At 55.0% G+C, this 12,333-nt stretch carries 10 protein-coding genes; 2 read left to right on the top strand and 8 right to left on the bottom strand.

Annotated features, from left to right (window positions below; genetic code table 11):
* Window positions 1–244: 244 nt before the first annotated feature.
* From OSC10802_RS0122800 to OSC10802_RS41345, 5 genes are all read right to left on the bottom strand, one after another.
* Window positions 245–1,636 (bottom strand): O-antigen ligase family protein, encoded by a 1,392-nt coding sequence (locus OSC10802_RS0122800; RefSeq protein ID WP_026098720.1) that lies wholly within the window; start codon window positions 1,634–1,636, stop codon window positions 245–247.
* Window positions 1,637–1,646: 10 nt separating this feature from the next.
* Window positions 1,647–2,771 carry a glycosyltransferase family 4 protein gene (locus OSC10802_RS0122795; RefSeq protein WP_017719082.1) on the bottom strand — a complete coding sequence of 375 codons (1,125 nt, stop codon included), beginning with the start codon at window positions 2,769–2,771 and terminating at the stop codon, window positions 1,647–1,649.
* 230 nt (window positions 2,772–3,001) lie between these two features.
* Entirely contained in the window at window positions 3,002–4,375 is a 1,374-nt protein-coding gene (locus tag OSC10802_RS0122790) for an oligosaccharide flippase family protein (RefSeq protein ID WP_017719081.1), read from the bottom strand.
* Window positions 4,347–4,547 (bottom strand): hypothetical protein, encoded by a 201-nt coding sequence (locus OSC10802_RS50705; protein WP_155968225.1) that lies wholly within the window; start codon window positions 4,545–4,547, stop codon window positions 4,347–4,349. Before OSC10802_RS50705 ends, OSC10802_RS0122790 begins: the two co-directional genes overlap by 29 nt.
* Before the next feature lie 714 nt (window positions 4,548–5,261).
* Complete coding sequence (locus OSC10802_RS41345; RefSeq protein ID WP_017719078.1) at window positions 5,262–6,287, bottom strand: WecB/TagA/CpsF family glycosyltransferase; 1,026 nt, start codon at window positions 6,285–6,287, stop codon at window positions 5,262–5,264.
* Between the two features lie 948 nt (window positions 6,288–7,235).
* Between OSC10802_RS41345 and OSC10802_RS50695 the strand changes: the two genes are divergently transcribed.
* Window positions 7,236–7,412 (top strand): hypothetical protein, encoded by a 177-nt coding sequence (locus tag OSC10802_RS50695; protein ID WP_017719077.1) that lies wholly within the window; start codon window positions 7,236–7,238, stop codon window positions 7,410–7,412.
* A 77-nt stretch (window positions 7,413–7,489) separates the two neighbouring features.
* The gene (locus OSC10802_RS0122765; RefSeq protein WP_017719076.1) at window positions 7,490–8,650 is read left to right on the top strand and encodes a sensor histidine kinase; all 1,161 of its coding nucleotides are present in this window, start codon (window positions 7,490–7,492) and stop codon (window positions 8,648–8,650) included.
* Here the strand turns inward: OSC10802_RS0122765 and OSC10802_RS0122760 are convergent.
* The 3 genes from OSC10802_RS0122760 to OSC10802_RS0122750 all read right to left on the bottom strand — a co-directional run bounded on the left by OSC10802_RS0122760 (window position 8,647) and on the right by OSC10802_RS0122750 (window position 11,904).
* Complete coding sequence (locus OSC10802_RS0122760) at window positions 8,647–10,299, bottom strand: alpha/beta hydrolase (protein ID WP_017719075.1); 1,653 nt, start codon at window positions 10,297–10,299, stop codon at window positions 8,647–8,649. The two genes, OSC10802_RS0122765 and OSC10802_RS0122760, sit on opposite strands and share 4 nt — an antisense overlap.
* 300 nt (window positions 10,300–10,599) lie before the next feature.
* Window positions 10,600–10,983 (bottom strand): hypothetical protein, encoded by a 384-nt coding sequence (locus tag OSC10802_RS0122755; RefSeq protein WP_026098719.1) that lies wholly within the window; start codon window positions 10,981–10,983, stop codon window positions 10,600–10,602.
* Between the two features lie 306 nt (window positions 10,984–11,289).
* Window positions 11,290–11,904 carry a hypothetical protein gene (locus OSC10802_RS0122750; protein WP_017719073.1) on the bottom strand — a complete coding sequence of 205 codons (615 nt, stop codon included), beginning with the start codon at window positions 11,902–11,904 and terminating at the stop codon, window positions 11,290–11,292.
* Between the last annotated feature and the right edge of the window lie 429 nt (window positions 11,905–12,333).

The following is a 12,333-nucleotide window of genomic DNA, read 5'->3' as shown; positions in this document are numbered from 1 at the left end:
CTCTAATTAGAGCGCAACACCAGGAGAGCGTGTTGCCAAAATGGCAAGAAATTTTTTTCTGGGACAAACTGCACGCTGCCAAATGATTCTGTGCCAGCGAGCCGGTGCTGCGTCAGGTTTGTTAGGCTGAGTCCGGCTTTGAATGAATTTACAGTTCCTCCGGTGCGGAAATCTCTCCTTTTGGGCCTGTAACTTTTCGCAGCGCCGGTCGCCAAGCGCTGTCGTCAACCCCGATTTCCGCCGGCTAGTTTGGTTCCATGCTAGCCCCTGCACCGCCCGCAGCGACTGGCAGCATTTTTTCTCGCTGTGCGGCTGGCAAGCGCCGGCGCTCAGTTTTGGCGTGTAAAAACCCTACTAATCCCCCGCACGCGAGCAGATAAGCCGGGTTTCCCATAGCATTGATCATATTGTCAAACATATATAAAATTAAAAGGACTGCCAAACTAGCAGCTGGTGCCAGATTGGGGTCAGACCACTTTCGGGCCGGATAGCGCCAGCAGAAGGCTGCCGGTGGAACTAACAGCACTGCCATCAGGCTAGCTAGACCGACTGTGCCTTGGTTGCCAAACACGATAATCCACAAGCTGTCGGTGACTGAGATATCCTTTCCATTTTCGTCATATATACGGGCTCGCCCCCATCCGCCCCACCCGAAAATCGGGCGAAGCCGCGCTTTTTCCGAGAGGATATTTTCATTGTCAAATCTAAACTTTAAGGAGTCGGCCCTTTCCTGATTGCTCGCAAGCGCGGAAATGCTGACAGCTTGCTGGCCATCCCAGACTCCCGAGGCTCGCACCGATGCGAATAGCACCAAAGATACAATCAGGAACAGCACCAGGAAACAAGTGCGAAACCATCTGGTCGAGAAAAGCATGCCAATCCCGAGTATCAGCAAGAACAGCGCCCCAGTGGCTTTCAACATTACAGCTGTCACCAGCAAAACAGGCACAAGCCAACTTAGCGGCACGCCCCAGAGTCGCTCGATCGCCCCAGTTCTCCACAGCCAAACACCCATCAGCGAAGCGGCCATCATCCACAGCCCAACCATCAGACCGTGTTCCATGAACACCGTAGGGCGATACCCTCCGGCACGAATCGTTTGGCCGAAGTCAGCGCGGGCGTGGAAGCCGTAGAATATCCGGTGCAACTGCGGGCTGATGCGCATCTCTAGCAGGCATAAGGGAATGTAAACCAGCCCGCCGGCAAAAATGCCAACCGCCAGCTGGCGCAGCCCGCTGAGGTCATTGAGATATATTCTGCCTATCAAGTAAGGTAGCCCCCAGGCTACAAATTGCGCAAAAACAGCTGACACTCCATCGTAGGCACCCAGACCATTAGTCATTGACGAAGCGAAAGGGCAGAGGCAAAAGACTAACATCGGCAGGTCGAGCCAGCTCGGGCGAAATGAAAAACAGCGCCTTAATTTGAAAAGCAAAGTGGCCAGAAAAACACCGTAGGAACAAGCCGTCACCTTGGTGTAGTCTGGAATGCCCGGTAGGGAATACGATGCCACCGGCAGGAATAACCACGCCACCACGAAACTTGCAATAACCGCCCGCCGCTCCGGCAACAGCATAAACAGATAGAAAACTGCCGGCAGCCAGCCCAACATGACAACAGGCACGAGAAATGTCATAGTCTAATCATCAGCTAACATCATCTGGCGCTTGCGAACTGTGGAAGTCACCGTGTTGCCTGCGTTCTATGGCCATCTGCAGTGCGGCCTCGAACTGATCTGTAGCCTCATCCCAGCTGTAACCCGTTGCTTTAGCACAAGCCGCATCAGACATCGCCCGCCACTCGGCATCAGAGAGCCTGCCGATCCGCTCGATAGCCGAAGCCATATCCTCAGAATCTTCGGGTTTCACAAGTATCCCAGCACCGCCACTCAAGAGTTCCGGAGCCGCTCCTGCCGGTGTTCCAATCACAGGGGTGCGACAGGCCATAGCTTCCAGAATCGGTAAACCAAATCCTTCGATGCGTGTTCCAAACAGCCACGCATCGCACTGGCTGTAGATTTCTTTGAGCTTGTCATCTGAGGCGCGTAACGTATAGCTTGCTTCTGCTGGCAGCGGCAGAGCTGCTGAAACCGGCACGTTACCGCATGCAATCAAGCGCAGATTTGGGATAGCTTCCCGGGCGATGCGGTAAGCCTGGATGCTTATGTCGCAGCCCTTGTTGTAAAACGTGGTGTAAGTCATCCCCACAGTGGGGAGCGACTGTTTTGTGCGAGGGGGCGCGTGGAATTTCTCTGTTTCTACGCTGTTTGGAATCAGCGCTAAGGGCGATTGATGGAATCGTTTTTCCAGCAGCTCCCGAATCCAACCCGCAATCACGATTTTTGGAATCGGCAAACTACAGGTGGCATCAACCCGCTCAGCGGGCCCGCCCCAAACCTCGTAATCCTGCATGAAATGCACTTTCACACCTTTGGACGGCTTAAGACGCCACACCCACTCTGCAGTTTCCCACCAAGTTGCCACAACAGCGTCGGCATCAGGCACATCAGCATCGGTGATAGGACGCCAGCGATCGATAACGAGGTGTTCAACACCCACACCGTCCAAGTGCGACGGTTGCTTCCCCGCCACAGAAATCCAACCCTGACCCCGTAGCAGAGACTTCACTTGTTGGCGCAAACCGGGCGGTTTTTCGGGCGGAGAAATGACAGTCACCTTATGGCCCCTTTTTTTGAGACGCTCGGCATAGATCGCCACCACGCGAATGCCGCCGGAAAAACTGACATGAGGGAGAACAAATGTAATCTTCATCTGAATCTACTTCTCTCAAAAAAATCTGTAGTTGAGGAGAGAAAACCCTACATATTATCCAGTAAGCTTACCCCTTGTCTGCCGGTTTTACAGCCAGCGCTGGTCAGAGCGAGCGCCGAAGGTATCCCCACACGCGGCTGCTTGTGACTGGCTCGACGCTCCCGCCCCCGCAATACCCATCAATCAACCCGTCGCAGACTTCATCGAAACCAGTATTTTTATTTTATAAATTACTGGACATATATTGCCCGCACAAGCCCACTGACAGGCAGGTCAAAACCAGCAGACCAACGACATGATAGCACAAGAACGAGCAATGTTAAAAGCAGTGCGGTTGCCTTTATATCCTGTTCTGCGCAAGTCAGCTTCTCGCGCCAAAGACCAAAAATTATTGCCCCATAAAACGGAAGGTCATTGAGCGCAACTACCAGAACAGCCCCCGGAAGCCCCATCAGGGAGAAACTCACTGGCAATCCGATGATAACGAACAAAAATTTTAACTGGTTCCCCAAGGCAGAATAGCTCGGCTTGCCAACAGCCAAAAGCGCCGGATCGATTGTCTGGGTGAGAACGCGCGGCCAAATGCCCAGGGCCAATACCGGCAGCATCCAGCCGGCCTGAATGTACCTTTTGTCATACAGTACCGCAATCAGCATATCCCCGAAGCTGACCGCTATCGTCAAGACCAGTGCCATTGCAATCAGAACAGGCTTGCGGTTCTTTTGAATCTTGGCGCGAAAAGTTTCGCGAGGAAGGTCGGCTAGCTTTGAAAAAGCCGGAAAAATAACCTTACCGCTGAGCGCCCCTAAAACATTGCGCGGCAGGTCAGAGAGCGTAAAGGCAATGCCATAAACACCCAGCATCTCAAATGAGATTAATTTCCCCAGAATTACCCGGTCTGCTTGATCTGCCAGAAATGTGACAGCCGTGGAAAGGAAGATCCACTTACCAAAAGAAAAGATGCTTTTGGCTGCCTCTCGATCCCAAACAAACCGGTTCGGAGGTCCGGAATTCAGCCGGTGGCTCCACACCATCCGCAGCACATCCGACGCAAGCCCGCCTGCGACTAGCGCCCAGATGCTGGGACTGAACCGGGCCCAAACAATCATTACCGCAATGGAGGCAATCTGCCCCCCCAACTCAAAAATTGCCAGCTGACCAACGAGCATGTGCCGGTTGAGCGTGAACAGGGCTGTGGAGGCAAACCCGGAAATAATCGTGCCCAGACCAACCACCGGCAGCAGCAACTTTAACTGGGGCTCTCCGTAGAAATCGGCAACCGGCGCTGCCAGCAAAAGGCAGCCAAACCACAGGCAAAAACCGCGAATCACCTGCAATGTCCAGGCGGTATTCAGAAAAGCTGGGTCGTCCCCGCGCTTGTTCTGGATAATGCTCGGACCGATGCCAATGTCTGAGAACAGGTGCAAACCAACGATGAAGACAGAGAGCAGGGCCATGAGGCCGAACAATTTTGGCTCCAGCAAACGAGTCAGGATCAGGTTACTGCCGAATCGCAGCATCTGACTCGCCCCATAGCCGGCCAAAGTCCAGAGAGTCCCTTGGATGGCAAGTTTTTTAAGTGATAGCGTTGCTTCGGTTTTCATAACTCTCGTATTCACTCCCCAGTACCCTTGAGCGCAAATAAACCCGCCCGCAACACCAAGCTGCAGTGCCGGTCAAATCGTGAATCAGCAAAACCCAACCGGCTGTCAGCTTTTCCCCACTCCTCAAGCCTGAGCGCAGCTGCCTTAGTCTTCTTACTAAAATGCTCAACATTCTGTGAATCGGATTGAGCCGGCTCACCCGGGCGGGGTGTCAGCCAGCAGCGGTATGAAAGCCGTTTCAACGGTGCAAATCCCTCGCCATCTCCCAACGGATTTTCAATAAATAAGCTACTTTGAATCTAATTTATATAGCTGGCAAGCCGTATCTCCCTAAAGAGTGATTTTAGGTCGGCTTGGCTTACGGCAGTTCAGCAGGCAGACCTAAATCAGCGCGCTCCCATTAAATCAATCAAAAACCAATCCCCCAAGGCTATGTTGCCATTTTGGCAAGTCGTTAGAAAAATTTACATATTTAAATTGGAGCCGGCTCACCCCTGCTGGTGAGCCGGCTCCAGCTGTGTCACTCCCTGCGCGCGTCCGGCTTTCGGGGAACCAACTGTCCGCTGCCAAAGCATGTCCGGGCTAATATCGAATTCCCCCGCCATCTGGAGCCGGTGCGATCCGGCATTCGCCAGCAAGCTAATTCGGCATCAAGCTGGTAATTTGCGTGGCTGGTGGCGTGGCTGCTGACAAATTGTTTGATATCTGCTTTTGCCACCTCGGTCAGATGCAGCGGACGAGGATGCAAAGGGGGGCTGGCTGTCTGAGTTAAAAGCAGTTTCTCACGAGCGCCTTTCCAGCCAAAGCGCTGCGTGCGCCTGCTGGGCTCCCGGAGGGCGGTGCGGGGCGTCTCTCCGTGCTGAGCGCCGGTTCAGAAAGATTGCTGTCAGGGGCGGGTGACGCGCTCACTTGAGGAGCTGGAAAAAAACCGGCGCAGCGCAGCGCTAGCGAGCAGTTCAAGAGCAAACGGAATGCCCTGGACAAGATACCGTTTCCCCAGTCGCCCGGGCTCTTGAACCAGACGGTGCAGCCACTCCAAGCCCGCCTCCTGCACCCACACCGGAGCCCGCTGAACATCACCGCTCAGGAAGCTGAAGCTGATCCCCACACCCAGCCACCAAGCCTGAGGCAGTTTCTCCCGCAGCTGTTCGATCAGCCATTCTTGTTTTGGACTCCCGAGCGCCACATAGACGATATCGGGTTTGGCACCAACCACTGCCCCCACAAGCCTCTCCGACTCGCCCTGATTTTTTTCAAACCCCACCGGCGGGCAAAAGGTGCCGGCAATCTTCAGGTGCGGGTAGCGCCGGTGCAGCTCAAACGCCGCCGCCTCTGCTGTGCCCGGATTGCCGCCCAGCAAAAAGATTGATTTGCATCGATTGGCAGCCTGTGCGCTCAAACTCAAAATCAGGTTTGAACCGGCAACCCTCTGTGGCAGTGGCGTACCCTGCAGCCAGCAAGCCCACACCAACGGCATGCCGTCGGCCACAAAAATAGTTGCTTTCGAGTACAGATCCCTGCAATCCGGCTGCTGTGCGAACTTCCGCAGCAAGTCCAGGTTCATGGTCACCACCCAGCCGCCACAGCTGGCATCCAGCGCATCAAGGATGTGACAGACACACTGCTCCTGAGCGATCGCGTGCAACCGCGCTCCAGAAAGCCGCACCACCAAATCTTCTAACCGGAAAGGGGATTGCTCGCCGCCGGCGGGTTCGGCGGCAGGAAGTCCGCCCCGGGATTCTGCCTGCGGTTGGCCAGAGGTCCCGTCATCAGCCAGGGGCGATACGGCAGCGGTTTCGCTCCTGTTCCCATCACTCTCCAGTTGCTCTTGGCCCGTTAGCACAGCCTCCTTCAGTGAAATTGATTGCAGCTTTAGGGAGCTGGCTTGAAAAGCTTTTACATATCGCAACATAATCGTTTCGCATTCTCAGTGTTTTCACTTATTTTATATGAAACTGTTGTATACTCGCTTCATAACTCCGTTATTTTACGCAAACCCCAGTGAGGGCGCACAGCCTCCAGGCTCTTAAAGTCTGAGAGCCTTTTGCCGAAGGCAATATGAATTACGCTGGATTGCTTTATCTTTAAAAACTTGGCGGAACTGGGGGCAACGCAGAGGCGATTCGCAAGGCGCAAGGCGGAAGGCGTCCCAACCACTGCTCTCACCCCCCATCCTCCCTTATACCGCTTGACTTTTTATTTGCTATCTGTAGCAGGGTAGAGAGGGAGCGGGGGCAGAAGAGGAAGAGGTGAGGGGGGAAATTCTCCCGCTCTCCCGCTCTCCCGCTCTCCCGCTCTTCCTCCCTCCCTCTCAAGACTTGCCAGCACTCTCCCTCTCTCCCCAAATCTGAAAAACCTGCCTTTCTCAGGAGGGAGACAGGTGGAGAAACTCTCTTTCTTCTTCTTTCTACCTAAGGCGCAGAACCCCGGAAATTATATAAAGTAATTAAACAGAAAAAAAGCAAGTGTCAGCGAACCGGCCCTCCCTCAAAAAGTCAGCAAGCCTCAGGCTGTAACGACCTGCGCCCCCTGACAGCTGTTTAAGGGATGCGCGCCTCCTCTGCCCTCCCTGAGGCTGATCCCCGTTCACCCTAAAGGGGTAGGGAGCGCGCCCCTTACGCCCGCAAAGGACAGCAAACGCGCCAGAGAAAGGGAGCATCCCACTCAAGCAAAAATATTGCCCAAGGGAAAATCGGAGGAGCGGACGCAGGCGGAGAGGAAAAGCCGGGATTTTTGCTGTTTAGTTCGCTACAGTGGCCAAATCGGCGGGCGCTAAAAAGTGCTCGCCAAGGGAGAGGTCAGCAGCACCCAGCCCTTGCAAAAATATATCTTTCGCGGTAAAACTGCTGAGTAAATCTGTATGCGCAGCGCCAAGGGGGCAAACCCCAAAGCTATCGCCCCGGCTGACCTCACCGGCCTGCGCTTCCGCCCGCAGGAGCGCGGACCCAACCTCTCCCCTTTACAGCCAAACAGCAGTCTCAGGAGTGCCAGACTCCCCCAAGTAAAGACACTCTCCAAGAATCTTTCTTTAGAATGAGGGCACAGGAGCGATACAATGCAAAGATATTATAAGAACTCAATTGTGATAAGCTGTGTCGCTAACCCTCGGATTCCATGAATCATTTGTCTGTTCTTTGCTCGAATAAAACTGATTGCATTCTCGTCGTGGATGACTCTCCAGATAATGTCTTGCTGATTCAGACAATTCTGGAAGAAGAGGGATACGAAATTATCACCGCCGAGAATGGCAGTACCGCCCTGGCCCTGATTGAAAAGTCCCCACCAGATTTGGTGCTGCTCGACGTGATGATGCCGGGAATGGATGGCTACGAAGTTACCCGGCGCATCCGTGCAAATACTAAATTGCCGTTCATACCCATTTTGCTGATCACAGCCTATGACCAGTCCAGCTTGGTTCAGGGATTGGACATGGGGGCAGATGACTTCATCCGCAAGCCGGTGGAGCTCGATGAACTGCTGGCGCGGGTGCGCTCGCTGCTCAGGCTCAAGCACAGCATTGACGAGCGCGACCAGATGGCCCGCCTGCGAGAGGATTTTGTCTCCCGGCTCACCCACGACTTGCGCACGCCCCTGGTGGCGGCAGATAAAATGATTGGCTTGCTGCAGGGGGGCGCTCTGGGAGAAATCTCGCCGGCTTGCTCAGAAGCGCTCACCACTATGGCTCGCAGCAACCAAAACCTGCTGAAAATGGTGAACACCCTGCTGGAAGTCTACCGCTATGAAGCCGGTCGCAAAAGCCTCAACTTCTTTCCCGTTGACCTGCGCGAGCTGATCTGTGAGGTGGCCGAAGAACTGGCTCCCTTGGCGAGCGCCAAAGGTCTGTCCCTGAAATTAGACCTGGCTCAGAGTGCCGGCAGTAACGATGGCAAAGTTTGCACCGCCGTCGGAGATCGCCTGGAACTCCACCGGCTGATCACCAACTTGGTGGGAAATGCCATCCAATTCACCGATGCCGGTGTGGTGGAAATCCGCCTGAAAGCTGCCCCTCCCCCCCCAAACGCTCACCTCACCGACCGGAGTATTCCCTGGGTGGCAATTGAGGTAGAAGATACTGGACCGGGCATCGGCGCTGCCGATCGGCAGCGGATATTTGAGCGCTTCCTTCAGGGGAACCACAAACGCTCGGGCAGCGGTTTGGGGCTGCACCTGTCTCGCCAAATTGTAGAAGCCCATCAAGGAACCATCGAGGTGATGTCTGAGTTGGGTAAAGGTAGCGTGTTCGCTGTCCACTTGCCAACTAGGCAGGTTCCCTAGCGGGGCTGGCTCTGGAGAAACGCTTTCAGCGCTGCTTGAGTCTGGCTGGGAATCTCTGTTGCCAGGCGCACCGGAAATGCCGGTGTGGAAGCGTACTGGGCGTACTCTGGCGTCAGAAAAATTCGGTACTGGGCAGCATCGGGCGTCATTTGCGCGGCCATCGCCAGAACGGTGGCTCTGACATAGTTGCGAATGCCAGCCGCTTGCTCGCCAACCACTTCACCCCCCGTCAGCGCCGTACTGGCTCTGCTAGCCCGATCGCCAGTAGTGCTCGGATCTTTAACGCTCAGATGAGTGCCTCCAATCACACCGGCAAGCCATTTCGGAGAGGGCAGTTTGGCAAAACCGGCAATCTGTTCGGCGATCGCAGGGGTTGTCTTGTCTGCAGAGCCAGCCAGCACCAGCACCGGCACCCGCACCTGGCTCAAGCCGGTTTCCCCAAACAGCAGCGAGGTGGTAGGATTGAGGGCGACCGCGCTTTTGATGCGGGGATCGCCCAGCTGGTAGCGGTCTTCCGGAAGTCCGCCGGCAACGCACTGCAGCCCCTCCCCCAAACTTAAGGCAACTAGATTTCTCTGACAGCGCTCTTTCAGGCCGGCTAGCTGCAACTCCCCACCGGCAGCCGACAGCACTGTCCCACCCCCCATCGAATACCCGACCGCCATCACTCTATCCGCTGCCAGTTTGCCCTGCAGGGGACCGGCTTTTTTGTTGAGTTTCTCCAGTTCGTCGAGGACAAAACTGATATCTTTGGGGCGCTCCAAAAACTCCTGCGGCTGAATCACCGGCCCCTTGCCGGCGGTCACCAAATCCACCTGAGTCTGGTTGCTGCCCGGATGTTCCAGCGCCACCGCCACATAGCCGTGAGACGCCAGATGCTCTGCCAGATAGCGCATGTCGGAACGCACAGACCCCATCCCGTGGGAGAAAACCGCCACCGGCTTGGCGCTTGTCGCCGCCGCTGACCAGTAAATATCAACCGGAATGGCGCGCTGGCGCTGGGAATCACTCAAAGTTAAGCTCAGCACCCGCACCCCGGCAGGACCCGGTTTGCTGGGGTCAAAAGGTAAAGTGAGCGCCGGTTGCTGGGGAGCCAGTTGGGGGGCAATCGCCGCCACAAACCGCTGCGTCTGCCAAAAAGACGTGTTCAAGTTTTTCATCACCTCAAACGCCTTCCTCAAATCAATATTCAGGCGCTGGCTGGGATAGGCTTCTATAAAGTTGAGGACAGACAGACCTTCGGGTGCCTTCGCCCCCAGTACCAGTGCCGCTCGCAGCGCTTGCACTCCCGCTGTGTCCCGCCGGGGTGTCACCGCAGCCAGGTCTGAAAGAATGGCCGCGCCAATTCGAGTGTTGAGCAATTTACTGACTGTGACAGCGCCTAGGGGGACTTTCACCCTAAGTGCTCCTAAAACTGCGCTGCGCTGCTGAGAGGACAGCCGTCTCGCGTAACTGTTGAGCGCTTCAGGAACTGTGCCGGTTTCAGCAACAGTTCGCAGATCGGCAACAGAGATTGATTCCGCCAAAGGGCCAAAACGAATCACCACTGTTTCAGCGGCTTGTGCGGCCCTCACTCCGCCCAGCTGTGTGATGGCGGCAGCGCAGAGAAAGCCGGCAATTCTCCACAGCCCTTTTAAGATTAAGCGCATAAATATTCTTGCTGATTGCTGCTACGGGAATACTTGCAATTTTCAAGTCCCGTATCGGGCAATCAGTCGATTTTTCCCGACTGCCAGCGAATTCTCATATAGCGGATCTCAGTTGGGTGAGCTGCGGCCCAGAAACCCGGTTTCTCAGCACCTCACTAATAGGAGAAACCCTAGATCGGGCTCTGATAACTGCAAGCGCGCAGACCGGCACTCTGAATTAGGAATGCCCGGTGCCCGGTGCCCGGTGCCCGGTGCCCGGTGCCTGGTGCCTCGGCCAAATGCCGGCGCTACCGGCTTTCCTTAAGATTCCATAAATTTTAAATGGGTGACGGGAGCCTGAGCCCCATTACTGAAAGCGACTTGCCACCCTTCTTCAGGGGTATTTTGCAAGTAAAGTATTTTGGCATTATCTATCTCAACCGGCGTTTCTAAATATAATCTTAGGAGTTCTATATTGACCTCCCACAGCTGCGCGAAGTGCGGCAGCGAAAAGCCCCCGTCTGAGGAGTCTGATTCTAGAATATGTAAGCCGGCTACTTTAGCGGATACGATGTGGTACTTGGGGCCACATTTAAATTTGAAATAGACGGACTTGTGGTGAATGTCTTGGCTGCTTGTTATTCCTGCGCGGTAAAACGCTAGTTTGATATCCAGCATATTCCAATCATTTTTCTTTGCCCTCATAGCCAGTGCGGAGTTATATTTTGTAAGGGGTGAAATAGTTTTGTGAGGTGGCGGGTGAGCTGCGCCAATTGCGCTGCCTTTCGGGGGGGGTTTCGCGCCGGCCCTCCGGGGCGGGGGTTGGGTGGCAGCTCTCCAGAAACGCCGGCTTTGCCGCAGCTGCACCGGAGGCAGGGATTCGGCAAACGGACAGGTGCGAACTAGAGCGCGGGTTAAGTCTTGGAATCGAGGTTGAGAAATTGCTCTCTCTGGAGAAATTGACCGCTAGGCTCAAGTGTTTTGCTGATCGGAATGGGAACGATGGCCATCTCAGGGGGTCCTCCAGATGTATTCAGGCACGAAGCCGCCGGTGTGCCCGTGCCGCCACCCGTACCAGTCGCGGGCACCTTGGGCGCTGCGGCGCTCGCCCTTGAAGCGGATGGGTTCCAAGCGCAGCTCGATAAACTGCTCGCGGGTGGTGGTCTGCAGCCACACTCGCCGGTAGCCGACGGGTTCGGTAAAGGATTTTCTCAGCAGGAAGACAATGCCTTTTCTGGCGTGCTGGTAGCCCATTTGCAGGAAGAAATGGAGGATGGGCTTGCCGGTTTTTTCGCCCGGGAGTGGGGCGGAGTGCAGCGGGGGGTTGCCAATCGCCCAGTCAAAGCCGCCGGTGCTGCGCTCTATCCACTTCCACGACTCTCGCAAAGTCATGTCGAAGTGAAAATCAGCCTGCTGCTGGAAATCGATGTCGTTGGTAACAACGCTGATCCGGCTGGAGAATTCTTTGATAACGTTGGCAATGGCGCTGTCCCCACTGGCTGGATCTAGAATCACGTCTCCCGGTTCTAGCGGCAGCCTTTGCAGGAGTTCTGCTGTTGCCCATTCAGGAGTTGGGGAAAAGCCGAGAGTTCGTGGCGGCTTTATACCGTTTAATTCCTCCGTCATACCCATTTACCCATTTTTGGAATTGCCTGACAGAAAAGCATCGGGCCCAAGGCCAATACTCTTTGGCCCACCCCCTCCTTGGCCCCTGGCAAGGTTTGTAGTCGGGTTTTAGCCCAAAGGTTCGTAGTTGGGCTTTAGCCCAAAGGTTTGTAGTTGAGCTTTAGCCCAAAGGTTTGTAGTTGAGCTTTAGCCCAAAGGTTTGTAGTTGGGCTTTAGCCCAAAGGTTTGTAGTTAGGCTTTAGCCCAAAGGTTTGTAGTTGGGCTTTAGCCCAAAGGTTTGTAGTTGGGCTTTAGCCCTGCAAGAAATTGACGGCAGCTAACCGTCTGTGATATAATTTAGGAAGGCAACCGTCTCAACCTGAACCAACCGCCCTATGACCACTAGCACTCTCACCCAACCCGCAGAACGAATCCAGCTCTCCGGTATCA

The sequence above is a fragment of the Kamptonema formosum PCC 10802 genome (assembly GCF_000332335.1).
Lineage (GTDB): Bacteria > Cyanobacteriota > Cyanobacteriia > Cyanobacteriales > Oscillatoriaceae > Oscillatoria.
Note: the sequence above shows the minus strand (reverse complement) of the source record. Positions and strands in the feature narration are given on the sequence as shown.